The following is a 20,646-nucleotide window of genomic DNA, read 5'->3' on the forward strand; positions in this document are numbered from 1 at the left end:
TTAGCTTCGGGGTTTTTTTATGACCATTTCTTTAAAGGGTATAATTGTTTTATAGCCTCTTGAACTGAAGTAAGAGGCCGTAGTGTCGTCTCCACTAACAAGCACAAAATCGCCGCCCCAAGCCCCTAAGCTTTTAATGATTCCCGCCTGATAATCAGGAAAGAGTTCCGATTGAATTCTCGGCTGATCTATTACCTGGGCAATGAGTTCTTCATGCTGGAGCATTAGGCTATCGAATTCATCTTTGCTGCGCGTAAGGACGAGTTGCTCCCCAAGGCCATTAACTGTCTCAAAAATCTTTGCCTGAGGCTTGGACTTGCTGCGGTAACGCGCTATACCTAGCTTGCTGTTCATTTTCTGATTCAGATAAACAAAATACAGCCGATCTGTAAAAGGCCAATCCAAACTTATTGGCGTTACCAAACGCTCTTCTGAACTGCGTTTCTGATAGCGAATTGGTCCTGAGCTGTACGCGCAGGCAATATCGTAGCCACTACCGCCAAAGGCTGCATCTAAAAGCGCAAAAGGATCTACCGCTGCCCATTGGGCCAGATTGTTGATCAAGGTAGAAGAACTTCCTAAGCCCCATTCTCGAGGAAATTCCAAATGGGTGGTTGCTTTAGTGCCTTTTAGTTCGAGGGCAAATTGTGGGTTTAAGGCCAAACAGCTGCTGAGTAATTTTCGCAGCTGCTCTTTTACAGGGTCATCTGTAATGGGGTCAGACAAGCGGGCCAGATCAAAATCCGCAGTAAACCACAAGGCACCCTCATGGTCAAAACTGTTCCATTGCAAGCCGTGATTTCCTGTGGCTTTAACGCGCAATTCTTGACCTTTTTGTGTTGGTATTGCAAGGGCTTCCGCACCGTCGAGTACTAAATATTCTCCAGTGAGTAGTAGTTTTCCGTTGCTGTGGAAGGACCTTTCCATCTTTACGGGCGTAGACTTTCTAAAAAACTCACGGCGGCAGCATGGCTCACCGTATTGGCTTTAAAGTGTTCTATAGCAGCTTCTTTTTCTTGAGGAGTCGCTTCTAATTGGTTTAGAATGTTCATCAGGTGCATTTTCATATGTCCCTTTTGAATTCCAGTCGTGGTAAGCGATCTGAGGGCAGCAAAATTCAGTGCTAGTCCAGCAACGGCCATGATCTGCATAAGTTCTTTGGCACCTGGATTACCCAACATCTCAAAACAAAGTTTAACCAGCGGATGCAGCTTGGTCAAGCCTCCTACTGTTCCTATGGCCAATGGAATCTCTATCCAAAAGCGAAATACACCATCGGACACCGCTGCATGGGTAAGACTGCGGTAATGGCCATCTTTACTCGCGTATGCATGTACGCCGGCCTCTACTGCTCTAAAATCGTTCCCAGTAGCCAAGACTACTGCGTCTATACCATTCATGATGCCTTTGTTGTGGGTCACGGCTCTGCGTACCTCGGTCTGAGCTATTTGAACCGCTCTAGCAAACTTGGTGGCAAATTCCTGACCACTCATGCCGGCCTGTGCCAATTCATTTACCGGACAACTCACTTCTGCCCGCACGATACATTCCGGCACATAGTTAGACAGTATGCTCATAACTACTTCTAGCCGATCTTCTTCTGTGATAAGCGTAGATTTAGCTGCTTCTCGAAGTAAAGAACTTGCGAATTGTTCCAAACAACTATTTATAAAATTAGCGCCCATGGCGTCCAAGGTCTCAAAAGTGGCGTGCAACTGATAATAGCCCGCTAGCTCTTGGGTCTTGTTGCGGAGTTCTAGATCTAGGATTCCTCCGCCGCGTTTGCGCATATTAGTGGTAATAGATTCACAGTCAGCGAGTAGGATGGGCTTTACTTCATTAAAAAACGCTTCTAAACGCTTACTGTCGCCGTAAAAATTAAGGTGGACCTGTCCGTTCTTTACAGATTGGATAACCTTTGCTTTAAAGCCGCCTTTGTCCAACCAAAATTTAGCTGCATTACTCGCCGCTGCCACTACAGAACTTTCTTCTATAGCCATAGGAATAGCGTACATCTTACCATTTATGGTAAAGTTTGGGGCCACTCCAAGTGGTAAATAATAATTCGAGATGGTGTTCTCTATGAATTCGTCGTGGAGTTGCTGGAGTTTTTGGTCGCTGTTCCAATATTGCTGCAAAACGCGAATTCCGGCTTGGGCATCGTTAAAATAGTTTTCAGCCAACCAGCTGATTTTTTGGCTTTTGCTCAACTTGGAAAAGCCAGAGATCGGAGTACTCATGAGTGCTAAATAAATCCATTGCAAATATACTATTTTGAAAATGGAGGACTCGTAGAAAAATAGCGGGTTTTGTGTGCATTTAACACCAAAACAGCCCCTTTTTTGACGAATTTTTAGTAAACTTGGCCTTACAATTTTTTAACTCCCTTAGACTATGCAGGGTTCAAAATGGATCTTGGGCGTTTTCTTTCTTTGCGCCTCCCTTGGAATTGCACAAAAAAAACAAATAACCTTAGAAGACATCTGGCAAGGAGAATTCCGAACCCAGTATATGGATCGCCTGCAATCGTTAGACAATGGCAAGGAATATGTCGTGCTCAATTACGACCGTAAGGCACGTGCTTCTACCGTTGATGTATTCGATTACGCTACCTCAGAAAAGGTGAGAACCTTGGTTAATACCCAGTCTTTGGACGGTATTGACTACATTATCAGCTACGAACTAAGCGATGACGAATCTAAAATGCTGATCGCTACACAGCTGCAATCTATTTACAGAAGATCTACCCTAGGAACTTACTACGTTTACGATCTGGATTCTGAATCTTTGGAATTGGTTGCCGATATGCCTATCCAAGAGCCGACCTTTAGTCCGGACGGTTCTAAGGTCGCCTATGGCTACAACAACAATATTTACGTTCGCGATCTGGCTTCCGGAACTACCACAGAGGTGACCACAGACGGAAAAAAGAACCGTATAATCAATGGAATCACAGATTGGGTATACGAGGAAGAATTTGGCTTTGTTCGCGCATTCGATTGGAACGCTGCGGGTACGCATATTGCCTATATTCGTTTTGATGAGACTCAGGTTCCTGAATTCTCTATGGATGTATACGGCAAGGACCTCTACCAGACCCAGCAGGTCTTTAAATATCCTAAGGCAGGCGAACAGAATGCAACCGTGAGCTTGCACCTCTACGAACTGGCTTCCGGAAAAAAATCAGACGTGGATCTGTCTGCATACAACTCTTACTACATTCCTCGCATCAAGTGGACCAAAGACCCAAATGTGCTTTCGGTTCAATTGACCAATAGAAAACAGAACACAGTAGATCTTGTCTTTGTCGATGCCCAAAACAACAGCAGTAAATTGGTTTTACAGGACACAGACGACGCCTACGTTGACATAACCGACAACCTGACCTTTTTGGCCAATAACAGTTTTATCTGGACCAGTGAGAAAGACGGTTGGAATCATATATACCACTACGACAAAAACGGGAAGCTGCTCAATCAGGTTACCGAAGGCGATTGGGAAGTGACCCGTTATTACGGCTTCGATACTAAGACAGGGCGTATTTATTACCAGAGCTCGGAGCGCGGTAGTATTTATCGCGATGTGTATTCCATTTTGCCAAGTGGGGAGAACAAGGTGCAGCTCACCAAGCGTCCCGGGACGAATTCAGCTTCGTTTTCTGCGGACTTTAGCTATTTCATCAACACTTTTTCCAGTGCCATGGTGCCGCCTGTGTATACCTTGCACAACGCCTTGGACGGAGAGAAGGTCCGTGAGATCTTGAACAATACAGAACTCAGAACAAAACTGCTAGCCTACGATATGTCTGAAAAGGAGTTCTCTACCATTGAGGTCAATGGGAACGAGCTCAATATGTATATGATCAAACCTTCTGACTTTGATCCGAACAAAAAGTACCCGCTCTTTATGTACCAGTACTCTGGGCCGGGCTCTCAAAATGTGGCGGATCGCTGGGGAGGTTCTAACGACTACTGGCACCAAATGCTGGCGCAACAAGACATCATAGTAGTTTGTGTAGACGGCCGCGGAACCGGTCTAAAAGGTCGTGACTTTAAGAAAGTGACCCAGTTGGAGCTTGGAAAATACGAAGTGCAAGACCAGATCGGTGCTGCGCAAAAATTAGCTGACTTGCCTTATATAGACGGAGATCGTATTGGTATATGGGGTTGGAGTTACGGCGGATTCATGTCTGCCAATTGCCTGTTCCAAGGTGCTGATACTTTTAGCATGGCCATAGCGGTAGCTCCTGTGGGTAGCTGGCGTTTTTATGATACTATTTACACCGAACGTTATATGAGCACTCCGCAGGAAAACCCAGGAGGCTATGACAATAACTCACCCATAACACATGTAGACAAACTAAAGGGAGACTTCCTTTTGGTTCACGGAACGGCGGATGACAACGTTCATGTGCAGAACTCTACACGTCTGGTTGAAGCCTTAGTACAGGCAAATAAACAATTCGATTGGGCCATGTACCCGGATAAAAATCACGGCATATACGGCGGGAATACCCGTTTGCATCTATACACCAAAATGACCAACTTCATTTTGGAAAACCTATAAACGAAAACTAACTAAATCGAGATTTATGGAATTTAAATTTGGAGGCTCGGAAACCAACCAAAGAACAGTCTTAGGACATCCTTCTGGTCTGTTTGTGTTGTTCTTCACAGAGATGTGGGAACGATTTTCTTATTACGGCATGCGCGCTTTGCTTGTACTGTTCTTAACAGCAGCGATCTTAGGCGAAGGCGGCTGGGGTTGGGAACGCTCTGAGGCCTTAATACTTTATGGATGGTATACTGGTTTGGTATACATTACCCCCATCATAGGTGGTTTCATTGCAGATAAGATCATGGGCTATCGCAATGCGGTAGTACTGGGTGCCTTGTTGATGACCTTGGGTCACGCATCTATGGCCTTGGAGGTTACTGCAGATTTATTCTTTTATGCAGGCCTGGGGCTTTTGATCATTGGTAACGGACTCTTTAAGCCGAATATCTCTTCTATGGTAGGACAATTATACAAGTCTCAAGGGAAAGAGAAAGATGCGGGTTATACCATTTTCTATATGGGGATCAACGCCGGAGCTTTCTTAGGTATCTTGCTTTGTGGTTATATAGGTGAGACTGTAGGTTGGCATTACGGATTCGGTTTGGCCGGTATCTTTATGTTCTTCGGAATGCTACAGTTCTACTTTGCGCAGAAGATCTTTGGAAATATCGGTTTAAAGCCTAAGCAGTCCGATGACTTTGACGATGTAGTAGAAGATGCTCTAGAAGACACCAAAGATGCTGTGGAAGATGTTATGGACGAAGCCACAGAATCTAAAGTAGTTTCAGATCGCTTGAAAGTTATTGGTGTATTTGCATTCTTTACGGTATTCTTCTGGTGGGCCTTTGAGCAGGCTGGTGGTTCTATGACCATTTTTGCTGCGGATTATACCGATCGGGTATTGGAGGGTAATGGAGCCATGACATTCAAGATCGTGAATACCTTGCTGACCGTGGTGCCGATGATGATCATTACCTATGTACTTTACTTGCTCTTTAAGCAGACCTTTCAGAAGTATGCGGTCTCCAATATTTTCTTGGGAACTAGTTTTATCATCATTTGGGGAATCATCATTTGGATGTTGAATCTGGAATTCTCGAAAGATATCGCGGAGGTAAAAGCATCCTGGTTTGGAATCTTGAACTCCTTCTTTATCATTGCTTTTGCACCGTTATTCTCCAAGATATGGACCAGTAAGTACAATCCGTCCGGTCCTGTAAAATTTGCTATAGGACTTATTTTACTCGGACTCGGATTTGCCATTTTGGCCTTTGGTTCTATGGGTATTCCATTAGGCGCTAAAACGGCTTCTGTGAGTATGATTTTCTTAGTGTTGGCTTATTTGTTCCACACCTTGGGAGAATTGTGTATCTCTCCAGTAGGTTTGTCATACGTAAGTAAATTGGCGCCTTTAAAATTAGTAGGACTTATGTTCGGTGTTTGGTTTGTGGCGAACTTTATCGCTAACCTTACTGCTGGTTGGACAGGTTCTTATATAGATCCTATAGTAGAAGAGTACGGGATGAGTACCTTCTTTTTGATCTTTACCCTTATTCCTGTTGGAGCGGGTATAGTAATGCTTATTCTAAACAAGACCTTGGTTCGCATGATGCACGGCATCCGCTAGGTCCTGTTAAACAATACATAAATGAAAAAAGCGTTCCCTTAAAACGGAACGCTTTTTGCTATTTTTGTAATGCACCCCAAGTTTTGCGACTGAAAGAAAAATGACTGTGTGATGAGAAATTACTTGACCTTACTACTACTTATGCTGACTTTGACCGGTCTGGCTCAGAATGAGATCCAATGGATGACCATGAACGAAGCCTTAGCTGCTCAAAAGCAAGAGCCCAAAAAGATCTTTATGGACGTTTACACCAATTGGTGTGGTCCGTGTAAGTTGATGGACAGAAATACTTTCGGTAACAAAAAAGTAGCTCGGTTCATCAATAAGAATTTCTACCCGGTAAAATTCAATGCAGAGGGTACAGAGCCAGTAGACTATCAAGGTTTTGTCTATACCAATCCGAATTATCAAGAAGGCCGTCGCGGTAGGAACGCTACCCACTTCTTTGCAGATGCCTTGCGTTTACAAGGGTATCCGAGTATCGTTTTCTTTGAAGAAGACGGCACATTAATACAAGCACTTCCTGGATATCGATCGCCAAAACAAATAGAGATCTATCTGAAAATGATAGCCAACGACGATTATAAGGACCTCACTACCGTAGAAGCTTGGGAGGCCTATCAAAACAACTTTAAAGGTAAATTTGAGTAGTATTTATTTAGCAAAATTTTCCAGTACTCAAATACAAAGGCTCCCTGTTGCGAAGTGTCGTAAAATGGGAGTCTTTCTTTTTTGGCAGTAGCACGCCATCGCTGTTTGTTACTGTTGTAGGAGCTGCCGTCTGCTATGATCAGCTTCGGATGGTAACGGTTTATCCAACGTTCTAAGTGAATTTTGGCATTGCTGGTCAGCAGCAGGATATCTATAGGTTCCAAGTCTAAATCCGGAGTAAAACTGCCATCGATAACTAGTACGCGATTACCTGCGTAATAGAACAGGGTAGGTATGGGCAACTGCTGTAGCTGAGCAATGTTCTCTGCTTGCACATAGGCACTACGGCTATAATTGGCTTCCAAGCTGTCGCTTTGATAAATGACCAGTTGTTTGCCTTGGCGCTGCCAAAGTTCCGTTCGTCCAAATTGTTGGCTAATAATTAGCGCTGAGGTTTTCTTTGGTTGTTGTATTCGTATAAGAATACCCAATCCAATGCACAAACACAAGGATATAGGAAACAGGCGTAAGGGCCGTTTTAAATAGGTCCATCCGACCAAAAGACTGCTCCAAAGAAAGGTCAAAAGAACAGCAAACCCAAAGCTAGGAACTGCAAAGCTTGCCCTTGGCAGCTCACTGATGTATTTGGTCACAGCTCGCAATAGATCCACAGCGAATTCTAAGGGAATAAAAAGCAGTTCGGCCTGTGGCCAAAGCATCACTGTGATCAAGCTTATAATTCCATAAACTAGCACCAGCCCTACAAAAGGAAGTACTATCAAATTCGATAATAGGAAATACAAGGGGAACTGATGAAAGTAATACAGGCTTAAAGGCGCTGTACCAGCTTGCGCAATTAAGCTGACTCCGCAGAGTTGCCAGAGCTTCTTTACTCCATTTATTTTAGGCGTTCTCGCATTCCAGACCGGCATAAGCCAGAGGATAAAGAAAACGGCCATATAACTTAACTGAAACCCTAATTGAAAGGCAAAGAAGGGATCGATCAGCAATAAGATCCAGAGAGAAACAAATAGCGAATTCATACTGTGACCGCGGGCTAAAAATGTTCTGCCAAAGAGAATGCAGCTAAACATGGTCGCGGCACGTAGCACAGAAGCACTAGCTCCCGTTAATAGAGCAAAGGTCCAAATGCTCAGCAAGGTCAAAAGAAACAATAGTTTATGCCCGTATTTGAAACGTTTAAGAAATCCAAGCACCTGGCGTGTAAATAGTAGCACTATCCCTAGATGCAAGCCAGAGACAGCGAGTAAATGCATTATTCCAGCAGTAGCGAATTGCTGCTTGGTTTCTGGGTCGAGCTGACTTTTATTGCCTAAGAGCAAGGCGGCCAATAGCTCAAAATTTTCTTGCTGCTGTAAATGCTTGTCTAATGTTCCACTAGCCTGAGCTTGCCAAAGGGCGGGCCGTTCCTGCCAAGTCAAAGGAATTTTATGCAAGGGTTTTAGGCTATGCGTAGCGCCACTCCATTGGAACCCTATTCCTTGGTATTTCATATAGTCGGCATAATCGAAACTTCCGGGGTTCTTTGGCGAGGCTATTTTTGTAAGCTTGGAATGAGTTTCCCAGCTGCTTCCAATTTGAAGGTAATGGCAACTACTGTCTTTCTTTAACCGAACCAAAAAACGTAGTCCGCTCTGTTCTTTGTCGAGCAGTTTAGCTTCGTACTTAACATTGTAAGCTGTCTCATTGCCCTGACGGACTATCTGAAACCGTAGGGTCTTGCTAGTTGCTACCTTTTTGTTGAGTTGCTCCTGTACCAGATTAAAACGCTGCTCTTTAGCCTGGATAAGAAGAACTCCGCAGCAAAAGCAAGTACCGTAAGCTAGTACAGAGAAGAGGTAGGTTCTACTTTGAGCTCCGGAGGGAATAAAACACAAGAATAGTAGCAGAAGAACACAGTAGCATGCTACCTCAAGATGTAGATCAAAGGAGAAAGGGCTGGAGGGTCCAGCATAAATACCCAATAACAAGACCAGGCCCAAACGGACCAGCGGAAATTCTACAAATCCCATAGCGATACGCTTTTATGGGAAGTGTGTTACGAAACTTAAAAGTTAAGGATTTATAGCACGCGTCTGGCACCGACAAAGGCCGTTCGCCAATAGTTTTCCGTTAAACGAGAAATGATCACTCCTTTGGAGGTGGTCGCGTGGATGAATTCTACATCACCGCCACTGCTAGAAACTATAAGCCCCACATGATTGATCTGTCGGCTACTTTTATCGGTTTTAAAAAAGAGCAGATCTCCCGGGCTTATCTCTGCCAAAGAGATAGAAACACCCCTTTTTGCCATGTCTCTAGAAATCCTAGGGAGCTGCAAACCTGCCTGATCAAAGGACTTAAAGATCAATCCGGAGCAATCCATTCCAGAACGGGTGGTACCTCCATAGCGGTAGCGCACACCTTGAAAACTCAAGGCATAATCGACAATTTGCTTGGCTTTATTAGTTGTTTTAGAGGTCTTGGTATAGGTTCTGGAAGCTGTGGAGTTGCCCGAATTAGGTTTAGGTCCGCAGGCAATTAGTAGCACAAAAAGTGGCAGGAAGTATAGTTTTTTCATGTAAGGTTTAAGATTTGGGCTGCTTAAACTTACTAAAATTTATGCAATAGATTCATAAATCAAGGCAGCTGTTTTAGCGCTTGCCCCTGTTCCTCCGAGCTTTTTCTCCAAAGCGAAGTAATCTAAAAAGAGCATTTCCCTGTGCTCGGGATCTAGGATCTTGTCTAGTTCCTGTTGTAATTTTTTAGTGTTGAATTCTCCTTGAATGAGTTCCGTTACGGCTGGTTTATCCAAGATGAGATTAACCAAGGAGATATAATTGAGCTTTATTAGACGCTTGGCAATTTGATAAGAGATCCAGCTGCCTTTGTAACAGACAACTTGAGGGATTTTAAACAGGGCCGTCTCTAAGGTAGCGGTCCCAGAGGTGACCAAAGCCGCATCGGATACACTGAGAAGGTCGTAGGTCTTGTTCTGAATAAAACTGGCCTTTCTACCGTTCACGATCTTTTCGTAAAAGCTGGTCTCTTGACTCGGAGCACCTGCAATTACAAATTGGTGGTCCGGATATTTGGGTACCATGTCCAGCATAACATCGAGCATGGTGGTGATCTCTTGCTTGCGACTTCCAGGTAAAAGCGCAATGATTGGTCGCTCGTCCAATTGATGTTCTTGTCGGAATTTTTTAGGATCTATTACTGGTCTATTCGCAATAGCATCCAGCAAGGGATGGCCTACAAATTCGACCGGAAAATTGTGTTTTTCTTCGTAGAATTCTTTTTCAAAAGGCAAGATCACATACATGGCGTCTACATCGCGTTTTACCTTTTTGATGCGACCTTCTTTCCAAGCCCATAGCTGTGGTGAGATGTAGTAATGCGTTGGATATCCTTCTTTTTTTGCCCACTCGGCAATTCTAAAATTGAACCCAGGGTAGTCTATAAAGATCAGCACATCTGGAGCAAATGCCGCAATGTCTTGCTTGCAGAATTTAATGTTCTTTAAAATAGTGCCCAGGTTGGCAACTACTTCTATAAAGCCCATAAAAGCCAGTTCTTTAATGTGTTTCACCACCGTTGCGCCTTGGGCTTGCATAAGATCTCCACCCCAGCAGCGGATCTCTGCTTGGGGATCTTCTTTCTTAAGCGCCTTGATCAGGTTGGACCCATGCAGGTCTCCTGAAGCTTCTCCGGCAATGATATAATACTTCATCGGCTAGGCTATAAAATAAAGAATGTATGTTGTGATCGCGGTGATGAAAGTAGCCATGACCACACCTCGAGCCTCGTACTCTTTGTTGCGCTTAAGCAACCAAAAGAACAGTAAAAGGTTGGGTAGTGCACCTAAGGCTAAGATCATCCAAAAGGCATCGCTATTCCAAAAAACATTAAAAGTTGACACAAAGCCACGGCCTTTTACCTGTGCAATTATAAACACGCAAAGGAGCACTCCAATGGTATTACAGGCAAGCCCGGCCAGCAGGCCTTTAAGTATTCGTTGTTTCATAAATCCGCAGCGACCGATAACAGATTCGATCCTTGTTTAGTCCCTGCTAAATTAAGCATTTTAACTGCTTTTTTACCCGATTTTGGTTTAACAAAAAATTAGTACCCACACTGCGGAATGGCACGGTTTTTTCTATAATTTAGAGAGCTTATAAAAGATGATGTAATGCGATTAATGAAAAAGAATTTCAAACTGCTTATGTTGGCCGTATTTGTAGCCGCCGCATCTTGCAGTTTTACCACTAAAAGTTTTGAAGATCCCGATAAAGATAAACTCCTCATTGACCTGATCACCTATGTGTTGGAAAAGGGTCATTACGATGCCAAACAATTTGACGATAGCTTCTCAGAGGCGGTTTACAAAGACTTTATAAACAATGTAGATCCTATCAAGCGTTATTTTCTAGCGTCTGATATTGCCGAGTTTGAACAATACAAGACGTCCATAGATGACCAATTACTGGCCAAAGAACTGGATTTCTTCAATTTGGTTTACTCCAGATTGGATCAGCGCATTAAAGAAGCGCAAACCTATTATCCGGAAATATTAGACAAGCCTTTTGATTTTTCTGTTTCTGAGGAGATAAACGTAGACTACGAGAATCTGCCTTACGCCAGCAACAAGAAAGAACTTAAGGATCGTTGGAGAAAACAACTCAAATACACTACGCTTTCTACCTATTACGACAATATTGAAGATAACTTGTTCAAAATAGAGAACGAGGAAGATTATACACCCAAGACCAAAGCACAGTTGGAAGCCGATGCTCGTGAGACTACGCTGAACAGCTTTAACGACAATTACAGCTTTGTGAACGACTTGGAGCGCAATGACTATTTCGCCGTTTTCTTGAACTCTGTAGTAACTCAGTTCGATCCGCATACCAACTATTTTGCACCGCCAGATAGAGATCGATTCGACCTGCAAATGTCTGGGCGTTTAGAAGGTATCGGGGCGCGCTTACAAAAGCAGAGCGATTACATCAAAGTTGTAGAAGTTATAAGTGGAGGTCCGGCTTGGCGTGGAGAACATATCGAGGTTGGAGATGTTATCTTAAAAGTAAGACAAGAAGACGAGACCGACCCTACAAGTATAGTAGGTATGCGTGTAGACGACGCAGTAAAACTCATAAAAGGCCCGAAAGGTACGCAGGTTACACTCACCATTAAGCGCGTAGACGGGACCATAGAAGAAGAAACCATTACCAGAGATGTGGTAGAGATAGGAGAGACCTATGCTAAATCTGCTATTATCGAAAAGGAAGATCGCAAATTCGGACTCATCAACTTGCCGGCATTCTATTTTACCATGCAAGATTATGAGGAGCGCAATGCCGCTGCCGATGTAAAAAAGGAGATCCTAGAACTCAAACAACAAGGAATGGAAGGCCTGGTGCTTGACCTTAGAAACAATGGAGGTGGTTCTTTGAGAACTGCAGTAGACATTGCAGGGCTATTCATTAAAGAAGGACCAGTGGTTCAGGTAGCTTCTAACGGTAAGCGTAAGGAAGTGCTATCAGATCGCGATAGCGAGATCGTTTGGGATGGGCCACTAGTTATTTTGGTAAACGATGCTTCTGCATCGGCCTCAGAGATCTTGGCTGCTGCAATGCAAGATTACAAGCGCGCCGTTATTATCGGAAGCAAACAAACTTACGGTAAGGGTACGGTTCAAAACCTACTCGATCTAAACCAATGGTTGCGCAACAACGATATGGGCGATATGGGAGCTTTAAAGCTTACCACTCAAAAGTATTATCGTGTTAATGGTGGTTCTACCCAATTGGAAGGAGTAAAGAGTGATGTGGTTATGCCAGGGCGTTACGCCTATTTGGACATAGGCGAGAAGGAATATGACAATCCGCTGCCATACGACAAGATCACTCCGGCGAACTATTCGCCTTATGATGGCTATATCGATTATGAGTCGACCATTAAAAGGTCTAACGAGCGTATGGCTAAAAGTGCCGAGCTCAAGCTGATCGAAGAGAACGCTAAGTGGATCAAACAGCGCCAAGATGAGAACGTGGTCTCCTTGAATTTGGAGGCTTACACTCAGGCCATCAAAGATCGTGAGCAATATGCCAAACGCTTCGATGTCTTAGAGGATTACCAATCTGGATTAAACTTCAAGTCTTTGCCAAAAGAGTTGGGATTGATCGAAATAGATTCTACCTTGGGCCAAAACAGACAGCGCTGGCACAAGAACCTTAGAAGCGATATCTATGTAGAAGAAGCCGTTAGCGTATTAGAAGACCTTAAACTCAACAATATAAGACAAGGTAGTCTGGCCAAGATCAAAGATTAAATGCCTCTATGGGGAGATCAGATTCCTTAACAGCACAAGCGCTCCGAAAATTCACAAAGAATTTTTGGGGCGTTTTTAGTTTGATTTTATTGGTTGTGGCTGTATTGGTCGCGATCTTCGCCTACGCCTTGGCTCCAGATAATTCGCGTAATGCGAATCAAATGCATGTCTCTATACATTCACAATCTCCGGGGTTTGCAGTAGATCTCTTGACAGTTCCTTCCGAGCTGAAGCAAGAACAATCTGCCCTTAGTGCCTTTTTTACGGGGAGGAAAACCAGCGACTCCGAGTTGCCTATTGCGGCTTATGAACTTACCGATTCAGGCATTGTCATTACCGAGTACGCCCAAGATGGATTAGAAGGCCTGCAAAAGCAGTTCCATCTGTCTAAGTTCCCACAAGCAGACAGTCCAGAAGAGATCGTTACTAATTATATCCGTAATGAAAAGTTCCTATTGGGTACAGACAAATACGGCCGAGATCTATTGAGTCGGATGCTGGTAGGTATTCGGATTTCATTGGCCATTGGCTTTGTCTCTGTACTGATCTCCTTGCTTATAGGTATGACCTTGGGTGCTGTTGCGGGTTACTTCGGAGGGCGTATAGATACTGTCATCATGTGGATCATAAATGTGACCTGGTCCATCCCAACCCTCTTGTTAGTAATTGCTATTACCTTGGCCTTGGGCAAAGGCTTTTGGCAAGTGTTCATTGCCGTTGGGCTGACTATGTGGGTGGAAGTGGCCCGTGTGGTTCGGGGTCAAGTAATGAGCGTTAAGAACATGCAATATGTCACTGCCGCCAAGGCCTTGGGATACGATAACTTTAGGATCATCAGTAAACACATAATTCCAAATATACTCGCGCCTGTAATTGTGATCTCTGCTGCCAATTTCGCTGCGGCTATTCTCATTGAAAGCGGACTGAGCTTTTTAGGTATTGGAGCACAACCTCCTATGCCTAGTTGGGGCGGAATGATCAAAGACCATTACAATTATATCGTTTTGGGTAAACCCTATTTAGCAATAGTACCAGGAATAGCCATCATGGTTTTGGTTATGGCCTTTATGCTTATAGGTAATGCCTTGAGAGATGCTTTGGATGTAAAGATGTAAGATGAACAGAAAGTACATTTACCCCATACTCATTGTTGTTGTGACCGTTGCGCTGTACTACGCAGAGCGCTATGTAGACCGAAATCCAATTGGTAGTAAGGAGGTTTCCATTGAGAAGGCCAGTGCCAATTTTTCTAATGCTATTTTGCCTTCCGGAGATCAGATAGTACAGCATGATTATTATACGCTTTCCTATAACGAGACCCATGAGCAGGCGGAGTGGGTGGCCTATGAGCTGCGCAAGGCTCAAGTGGTCGATAACAATTACGACAGGCCTTATTTTGAGCAGGATCCGAAGGTGAAATCTAAGTCGGCGCATTGGCGCAATTATAAGAATTCAGGCTACGATCGTGGGCATTTGGTCGCTGCCGCAGATATGGAATTCAATTACGATGCCTTTAAAGACACCTTCTATACCAGCAATATAAGCCCCCAACTGCACGAATTTAACAGCGGGGTGTGGAATTATCTAGAACAGCGCGTTAGGCGTTGGGCAGAAGAGAATGACGGTGTTTTTGTGATCGCTGGAGGGGTATTAAAAGATCCGATGGACGCCATTGGTTCGGAGCAGGTTACTGTGCCCAAGGCCTTTTATAAGATCGTGGTCGATACGTATAGAGATGATTACCGAGTCATTGCCTTTCTGATTCCTCATAGTGAGGATGCAAGACGGTATTCGGATTTTATTGTTTCTGTGGATGAGATAGAAGCGGCTACCGGAATAGACTTTTTTGCCGGCCTGCCTGAAGCAACTCAGCAGCAACTAGAACAGCGAATAGATAGGTTGTACTACAATATCGACTAGCGATTGATAAAGTTGCTGGAATCTAACTTTACAAAGATGAACAGCAAGATGGTGAATCCCCATAGGGCAGATCCGCCATAGGAGAAAAAGGGCAACGGGATCCCTACCGTTGGGAATAGTCCGGTTACCATCCCAATATTCACAAAGAAGTGGAAGAATAAGATAGCGGCCACACTATAACCATATACCCGCGCGAATTGTTGTTTTTGTCGCTCAGCCAAGATCAGCAGTCGAATGATCAACCACAAAAAGAGGATCACCACAATGATACTGCCTAAAAATCCCCATTCTTCGCCAACGGTGCTGAAAATATAATCGGTATGCTGCTCCGGAACAAAATTCCCTTTGGTCTGAGTGCCTTTTGTCCAACCCTTGCCCCAAAAACCACCACTGCCAATGGCTATCTCACTTTGGTTAGTGTTATATCCAATACCGCGAGTATCTACTTCCTTGCCAAGAACAATATTGAATCGGTCGCGGTGACGCTGCTCAAAAACATTATTGAATATATAGCTTACCGAAAAGGCAAAAGCTACACAGGCGCCCGTAATGATCACATATTTACCCAGATTCCTTCTCTTTTTCCTGTTCTTGATCCAAAGCACAACCGCAATTGCTGCTACCCCTGCGGCTACCCAATAAGCGCCGATCAAGAGGGTCGCTACAAATAAGAAGGCCACAATGAAACCGAGTAGTAAATAAATAAAGCTTAAGCCTTCTCTATAGAGCGGGAAAATAAGGGCTGTGAATATCAAGGCACTACCTGGGTCGGGTTGTGGAATGATAAACAGAGCAGGTAGTATAATTATCAGAAACGCTTTAAGCTGATGGTTGAACAGCCTTACGTTGGTCTGAATGTCGCTCAGATATTTACTCAAAGCTAGGGCTGTTGCCGCTTTTGCAAATTCCGAAGGTTGCAGTCCGAAAGCACCAAAGGAATACCAACTTTTAGCCCCGTTGATATCCTTTCCAAAAACAAATAGGCCCAATAAACTCGCCAAGGCCAACAAATAGATAACGCTAGAAAAGCGTTCGTAGAACTTAGCCTCAACCGCGAGTATAAAAACAATGAGCACCAGGCTAAGGCCTATAAAAAACAACTGTTTTGCGTAAATATTTCCCAGGTCGGTGAAAGAAACAGCGGAATCAGAAAGAGAAGCGGAGTATATGTTCATCCATCCCATACCCACCAAAAGCAAATACAAGATAACCGTTATCCAGTCTATGTTTTGTAAAGTACTGTTGCGCTGCATTATTGATTGATTATGAAAGGCTCCCCAGAAAAAGGCTTGGCATATTCCTCTTCAAGACTGCCGTTTATCACAAAATCTTCCATGTCCTTACGACTAATTTCTCCACGCAAGTACTTTTCGATCATCAGGCCTGCTATGCGTCCTGCCCATCGAGAACCCCAATATCCGTTTTCTACAAATACAGCCAACGCGATCTTCGGATCATCCTTCGGGGCGAACGCAACAAAGATTGAGTGGTCTGTAAGCTGAACCACCTCGCCATCTATACGCATGAAGTTCTCTGCAGTCCCCGTTTTTCCACAGATCTCAATACCCGGCACCTGAATGAACTTTGCGGTTCCTTCGTTGTACACGTCGAACATGCCTTCTATGACCGGTTCAAAATGCTCCGGATCAATAGTAGTGTAGTGTTTCTCGGTATATTTCTGCGGAAGCGTATCCACACCTTTGATCTGTTTGATAATGTGCGGCCTGTAGAACCATCCTTTGTTGGCAATGACCGCTGCGGTATGTGCCATTTGCATTGGTGTCATGGTAACTTCCCCTTGGCCAATGGCATTAGAAATGGTTGCCGTTGCATACCAGCGATATTTTGGGTAATTGTAACTGCGGTTATAAAATCCGGAGTCTGGAATGTATCCCTTCCGACCGCTGGGTAAGTCATAACCCATATAATTCCCCAGACCGAAACTCTCCAAATGATCATGCCAGGCGTCTATACCTTCTTGCGGACTGTCATATTTTTCAATGGTTCTTCGGTAAATGGTACAGAAGTAGGTATTGCAACTGTTGGCTATACCTCCAACCATATCAAGAGGACTTCTGTGGGCATGGCAACCCAGGGGTTTGCGTCCGCCGTAGTAATAAGCACCACTGCAACTAATACGTTCTTCTGCGGTGACAACGCCTTCTTGCATGCCTATAAGTGAGGTTAGCGCTTTAAACGGCGAGCCTGGTGCATATTGTCCTTCCAAGACCCTGTCAAATAAAGGTTTTGCAATGGAATCGTTGTATAGCCCAGTATAATTCTTAGATCGTTTTCGGCCTACCAAATAATCCGGATCATATGAGGGCGCTGTGATCAGCGAAAGAATCTCTCCGGTCTTAGGTTCTATGGCGACTATACCGCCGCGTTTGTTTTGCATGAGCAATTGTCCGTAGGCCTGCAATTCGGCATCCAAGGTCAATACTATGTCTCTTCCAGATACAGGAATAGTGTCGAAAATTCCATCTTTATAAGGGCCTATATCGCGATTGAATCTGTCTTTTTGAATGTATTTTACTCCTTTGACACCTCTTAGGATATCTTCGTATTGTTTCTCTACACCTGTCATCCCAATGTAGTCTCCCAATCGATAATACGGGTTGCGGTTCATTATGGCCTCATTGACCTCTCCAATAAAACCCAGAACGTTGGCAGAATGATCAACTTGATAGTCGCGTAAAGAGCGTTTTTGAATAAAGAAGCCCTTGTACTGGTACATTTTCTCCTGTAAAGCTGCAAACTCTTCCTTGGTGAGTTGCGGCATAAAAGGCGATGGGATGCGCGGAGAATAGGTCCAAGCTTTTTTTAGTTTTCTGTCGAATTCCTCTTTGGTGATGCCCATATCTGTAATAAAGGCGAGGGTGTCCAGATCTTTTACATTTCTGGGGATCACCATAATATCGTAAGCCGGCTGGTTGGCAACCATCAATTCCCCATTGCGATCAAAGATATAACCGCGCTCCGGATAGTCGTAGACCATTTTTATGGCGTTGTTCTCCGAGAGTTTCTGAAAACTAGAATCGTAGATCTGCAGATAGAAAAGCCGAGCGGCAAACACAAGGCCACTGCAAAGCGTCAGTCCTAAAAGCAAAAGTTTTCTCATCGTTTTTTCGAACCTAAAAGAATAAAACTGATCAGGATCAGAAGGCTACTAAAGCCCACTGAGAACAGGGTCGATTTAAGGATCAACAACAGATGGTCTGTACTAAAGATCTCCAGACAAAACAAAACCGAATGATGAACCAAAACCGCACCGAGCACATAAGTGATAATGCCTCCAAGCGGCATTTCTATGATCTTGACCACATTGTATTCGTAGCTTATTCCAAAGGAGGTCTTTAAAAAAAAGGGTCTGGAATATGCCATACATACACTTGCAACGGCGTGAACCCCTCCCGTATTGCTAAATACATCAACTAAAAGTCCTAAAAAGAAACTACTCAGCAATAATACGGTTCGATTACCACTAACCGGGAACCGTAAGATGTAGATCACATAAAGAAAGGGCACTATATAGCCAAACAGCGCAATATTGTTAAGCAGTAGCACCTGCAAGAGCAGAAGGGCTACGAATCGGACGCTATTGGAGATCACCTCATTCTTCATTGGGTATACTGGCTTCTAATTCTTGGATCTCTGGAGCATCGGCAATGCGAATCACATAGGCTGGTCCTAAACTGGTCATATCGTTGAACAAACGGATCTGTACCACGTAGTAATTCCCAGATTGATCGAGTTCATAACTTTCAATACTTCCTATGGGTATCCCTGCAGGAAATATAGTTGATCGCCCGCCGGTCACTATGCTATCTCCTATTGCCAAAGGCGCTAATCGCTGTACGTCTATCAATTGCACCACATTAGGGTCTCGGGTGTCCCATTGCAGGGTTCCAAAATGATTGGATTTGGTCAGTTTAGCATTGATGCTAGATTGGGTATTCAAGATGGAAAGGACTGTGGCATAACCTTCTGAGGTCTTGTCTATGATCCCTAGTATCCCATTGGGGCTAACAACTCCCATTCCCGACTGGACCCCATCTCTTTCTCCACCTTTTAGGGTGAGGTAATTTTTGGTTCTGCTGTAATTATTATCAATGACCTTTGCGGGAATATAGTCCACATCAGCGAATAAAGAACTCCGCATAGCTTGTCTGCGATAAACAGAGTCCACGTTGCCAACAGCTTCTCGCAATTGACTGTTTTCTTGTTGGAGGAGTTCGTTTTGTGCTTTCAGATCGAAGTATTCCCCAATACCCGAGGTCCAACTCAAAAGCGTTCCGCTTAAACCATTGGCGGCGCTGAGGTATTTTCCCGAGTGATAGGATCTGGATTGAAATGTGAAATAGAGCCCAAGGAGCACCAACAAGCAGAACAACAGAAAATGCCTCTTTCGAATAAAGAAATTAATAAGCTGTTGCATGCTTGGGGTTTATTACGGGATCAACACACTTTTGTACTTGTTTAAGTTTTTCAAACAAATTCCGGTACCGCGAACTACTGCGCGTAGCGGATCTTCTGCAATATAAACGGGCAGATCTGTTTTTTGAGACAGGCGTTTGTCCAATCCACGAAGCATAGAACCACCTCCGGCCAAATAGATTCCGGAGTTGTAAATGTCTGCAGCCAGTTCTGGTGGCGTTTGCGATAAAGTTTCCATCACAGCATCTTCAATGCGCAGAATGGACTTATCAAGGGCTTTCGCTATTTCGCGATAAGAAGTTTGGATCTGTTTTGGTTTCCCGGTGAGTAAGTCACGACCTTGTACAGCCATGTCGTCTGGCGGAAGTTCCAGATCTTCTATAGCAGCACCGATCTGGATCTTGATCTTCTCTGCCGTGCGCTCTCCAACATACAGGTTGTGCTGGGTACGCATATAGTAAATGATGTCGTTGGTAAAACCGTCTCCTGCTATCTTCACAGACTTGTCACATACGATACCTCCTAAAGCAATTACGGCGATCTCGGTAGTTCCTCCTCCAATGTCAACGATCATGTTCCCTTTGGGTTGCATGATGTCTATTCCGATACCAATTGCAGCTGCCATTGGCTCGTGGATCAGATAAACTTCCTTTCCGTTTACTTTTTCTGCGGATTCTTTTACAGCGCGCATCTCTACCTCTGTAATTCCACTTGGAATACAGATTACAATGCGCAGACCAGGCTTAAAGAGCTTCTTTTTAATTGCCGGAATATCTTTAATGAACATATTGATCATCGATTCCGAAGCGTCAAAGTCTGCAATTACACCGTCCTTTAGCGGGCGAATCGTTTTGATATTCTCGTGGGTCTTTCCTTGCATCATATTGGCCTCGCGACCAACGGCGATGATCTTCCCGGAGGAACGGTCTCTTGCAACAATAGAAGGCGCATCCACAACCACCTTGTCATTGTGAATAATAAGGGTGTTAGCAGTGCCCAGATCGATTGCTATTTCCTCTGTTAAGAAGTCGAAAAATCCCATAAAATAGTGCGTGCAGCTTTTAAATTAGTGGCCTGAAGATCAGTGTCACACAAAAGTAATAAAATTAATGAAGTCCGC

The 20,646-nt window shown here is 44.1% G+C and carries 17 protein-coding genes; 6 read left to right on the forward strand and 11 right to left on the reverse strand.

The features are described from left to right. The gene (locus BTO09_RS08735; RefSeq protein WP_087524403.1) at positions 1-927 is read right to left on the reverse strand and encodes a GYDIA family GHMP kinase; all 927 of its coding nucleotides are present in this window, start codon (positions 925-927) and stop codon (positions 1-3) included. Between the two features lie 2 nt (positions 928-929). Further along, the gene (locus BTO09_RS08740; RefSeq protein ID WP_087524404.1) at positions 930-2,240 is read right to left on the reverse strand and encodes a hydroxymethylglutaryl-CoA reductase, degradative; all 1,311 of its coding nucleotides are present in this window, start codon (positions 2,238-2,240) and stop codon (positions 930-932) included. A 154-nt stretch (positions 2,241-2,394) separates the two neighbouring features. Here BTO09_RS08740 and BTO09_RS08745 point away from each other — a divergent pair, with 154 nt between their 5' ends. The 3 genes from BTO09_RS08745 to BTO09_RS08755 all read left to right on the forward strand — a co-directional run bounded on the left by BTO09_RS08745 (position 2,395) and on the right by BTO09_RS08755 (position 6,835). Next, positions 2,395-4,566, forward strand: coding sequence for a S9 family peptidase (locus BTO09_RS08745; RefSeq protein WP_087524405.1), 2,172 nt, complete (start codon positions 2,395-2,397; stop codon positions 4,564-4,566). 25 nt (positions 4,567-4,591) lie between these two features. Then, entirely contained in the window at positions 4,592-6,184 is a 1,593-nt protein-coding gene (locus BTO09_RS08750; protein ID WP_087524406.1) for a peptide MFS transporter, read from the forward strand. Positions 6,185-6,295: 111 nt separating this feature from the next. Beyond that, positions 6,296-6,835, forward strand: a complete 540-nt coding sequence (locus BTO09_RS08755; RefSeq protein WP_087524407.1) for a thioredoxin fold domain-containing protein — start codon at positions 6,296-6,298, stop codon at positions 6,833-6,835. On the opposite strand, the gene BTO09_RS08760 is transcribed toward BTO09_RS08755, so the two are convergent. Genes BTO09_RS08760 through BTO09_RS08775 form a run of 4 tightly spaced genes read right to left on the reverse strand, consistent with a single transcriptional unit; the run spans position 6,805 to position 10,862 of the window. Then, positions 6,805-8,868, reverse strand: coding sequence for a ComEC/Rec2 family competence protein (locus BTO09_RS08760; RefSeq protein ID WP_087524408.1), 2,064 nt, complete (start codon positions 8,866-8,868; stop codon positions 6,805-6,807). The genes BTO09_RS08755 and BTO09_RS08760 overlap by 31 nt on opposite strands. Before the next feature lie 50 nt (positions 8,869-8,918). Then, positions 8,919-9,416, reverse strand: a complete 498-nt coding sequence (locus BTO09_RS08765; RefSeq protein WP_087524409.1) for a C40 family peptidase — start codon at positions 9,414-9,416, stop codon at positions 8,919-8,921. 39 nt (positions 9,417-9,455) lie between these two features. Then, positions 9,456-10,568 carry a lipid-A-disaccharide synthase gene (gene lpxB / locus BTO09_RS08770; RefSeq protein ID WP_087524410.1) on the reverse strand — a complete coding sequence of 371 codons (1,113 nt, stop codon included), beginning with the start codon at positions 10,566-10,568 and terminating at the stop codon, positions 9,456-9,458. 3 nt (positions 10,569-10,571) lie between these two features. After that, positions 10,572-10,862 carry a hypothetical protein gene (locus tag BTO09_RS08775; RefSeq protein ID WP_087524411.1) on the reverse strand — a complete coding sequence of 97 codons (291 nt, stop codon included), beginning with the start codon at positions 10,860-10,862 and terminating at the stop codon, positions 10,572-10,574. A gap of 174 nt (positions 10,863-11,036) precedes the next feature. On the opposite strand from BTO09_RS08775, the gene BTO09_RS08780 reads away from it, so the two are divergent. From BTO09_RS08780 to BTO09_RS08790, 3 genes are read left to right on the forward strand one after another with little or no spacing between them, the layout of a single operon-like run. Beyond that, on the forward strand, positions 11,037-13,169 hold the full coding sequence (locus BTO09_RS08780; protein WP_087524412.1) for a carboxy terminal-processing peptidase: 2,133 nt from the start codon (positions 11,037-11,039) through the stop codon (positions 13,167-13,169). 8 nt (positions 13,170-13,177) lie between these two features. Next, positions 13,178-14,284, forward strand: a complete 1,107-nt coding sequence (locus tag BTO09_RS08785) for an ABC transporter permease (protein ID WP_087524413.1) — start codon at positions 13,178-13,180, stop codon at positions 14,282-14,284. A gap of 1 nt (position 14,285) precedes the next feature. Further along, positions 14,286-15,089 (forward strand): DNA/RNA non-specific endonuclease, encoded by an 804-nt coding sequence (locus tag BTO09_RS08790; RefSeq protein WP_087524414.1) that lies wholly within the window; start codon positions 14,286-14,288, stop codon positions 15,087-15,089. Here the strand turns inward: BTO09_RS08790 and rodA are convergent. Genes rodA through BTO09_RS08815 form a run of 5 tightly spaced genes read right to left on the reverse strand, consistent with a single transcriptional unit; the run spans position 15,086 to position 20,568 of the window. Next, positions 15,086-16,342 (reverse strand): rod shape-determining protein RodA, encoded by a 1,257-nt coding sequence (gene rodA, locus BTO09_RS08795; RefSeq protein WP_087524415.1) that lies wholly within the window; start codon positions 16,340-16,342, stop codon positions 15,086-15,088. The two genes, BTO09_RS08790 and rodA, sit on opposite strands and share 4 nt — an antisense overlap. Continuing rightward, entirely contained in the window at positions 16,342-18,210 is a 1,869-nt protein-coding gene (mrdA, locus tag BTO09_RS08800; protein WP_087524416.1) for a penicillin-binding protein 2, read from the reverse strand. Before mrdA ends, rodA begins: the two co-directional genes overlap by 1 nt. After that, the gene (locus BTO09_RS08805) at positions 18,207-18,713 is read right to left on the reverse strand and encodes a rod shape-determining protein MreD (protein ID WP_087524417.1); all 507 of its coding nucleotides are present in this window, start codon (positions 18,711-18,713) and stop codon (positions 18,207-18,209) included. Before BTO09_RS08805 ends, mrdA begins: the two co-directional genes overlap by 4 nt. Next, the gene (gene mreC, locus BTO09_RS08810; RefSeq protein WP_087524418.1) at positions 18,703-19,527 is read right to left on the reverse strand and encodes a rod shape-determining protein MreC; all 825 of its coding nucleotides are present in this window, start codon (positions 19,525-19,527) and stop codon (positions 18,703-18,705) included. The genes BTO09_RS08805 and mreC overlap by 11 nt, the downstream gene beginning before the upstream one ends. Positions 19,528-19,539: 12 nt before the next feature. Then, complete coding sequence (locus BTO09_RS08815) at positions 19,540-20,568, reverse strand: rod shape-determining protein (protein ID WP_087524419.1); 1,029 nt, start codon at positions 20,566-20,568, stop codon at positions 19,540-19,542. Positions 20,569-20,646: the final 78 nt, after the last annotated feature.

Source organism: Gilvibacter sp. SZ-19 (assembly GCF_002163875.1).
Lineage (GTDB): Bacteria > Bacteroidota > Bacteroidia > Flavobacteriales > Flavobacteriaceae > Gilvibacter.

Coding starts and splice junctions, on each gene's coding strand:
- BTO09_RS08785 (WP_087524413.1), top strand. CDS start 13,178: ATGGGGAGATCAGATTCCTTAACAGCACAAGCGCTCCGAAAATTCACA.
- BTO09_RS08735 (WP_087524403.1), bottom strand. CDS start 927: ATGGAAAGGTCCTTCCACAGCAACGGAAAACTACTACTCACTGGAGAA.
- mrdA (WP_087524416.1), bottom strand. CDS start 18,210: ATGAGAAAACTTTTGCTTTTAGGACTGACGCTTTGCAGTGGCCTTGTG.
- BTO09_RS08775 (WP_087524411.1), bottom strand. CDS start 10,862: ATGAAACAACGAATACTTAAAGGCCTGCTGGCCGGGCTTGCCTGTAAT.
- rodA (WP_087524415.1), bottom strand. CDS start 16,342: ATGCAGCGCAACAGTACTTTACAAAACATAGACTGGATAACGGTTATC.
- BTO09_RS08780 (WP_087524412.1), top strand. CDS start 11,037: ATGAAAAAGAATTTCAAACTGCTTATGTTGGCCGTATTTGTAGCCGCC.
- mreC (WP_087524418.1), bottom strand. CDS start 19,527: ATGCAACAGCTTATTAATTTCTTTATTCGAAAGAGGCATTTTCTGTTG.
- BTO09_RS08815 (WP_087524419.1), bottom strand. CDS start 20,568: ATGGGATTTTTCGACTTCTTAACAGAGGAAATAGCAATCGATCTGGGC.
- BTO09_RS08750 (WP_087524406.1), top strand. CDS start 4,592: ATGGAATTTAAATTTGGAGGCTCGGAAACCAACCAAAGAACAGTCTTA.
- BTO09_RS08745 (WP_087524405.1), top strand. CDS start 2,395: ATGCAGGGTTCAAAATGGATCTTGGGCGTTTTCTTTCTTTGCGCCTCC.
- BTO09_RS08760 (WP_087524408.1), bottom strand. CDS start 8,868: ATGGGATTTGTAGAATTTCCGCTGGTCCGTTTGGGCCTGGTCTTGTTA.
- BTO09_RS08765 (WP_087524409.1), bottom strand. CDS start 9,416: ATGAAAAAACTATACTTCCTGCCACTTTTTGTGCTACTAATTGCCTGC.
- lpxB (WP_087524410.1), bottom strand. CDS start 10,568: ATGAAGTATTATATCATTGCCGGAGAAGCTTCAGGAGACCTGCATGGG.
- BTO09_RS08740 (WP_087524404.1), bottom strand. CDS start 2,240: ATGAGTACTCCGATCTCTGGCTTTTCCAAGTTGAGCAAAAGCCAAAAA.
- BTO09_RS08805 (WP_087524417.1), bottom strand. CDS start 18,713: ATGAAGAATGAGGTGATCTCCAATAGCGTCCGATTCGTAGCCCTTCTG.
- BTO09_RS08790 (WP_087524414.1), top strand. CDS start 14,286: ATGAACAGAAAGTACATTTACCCCATACTCATTGTTGTTGTGACCGTT.
- BTO09_RS08755 (WP_087524407.1), top strand. CDS start 6,296: ATGAGAAATTACTTGACCTTACTACTACTTATGCTGACTTTGACCGGT.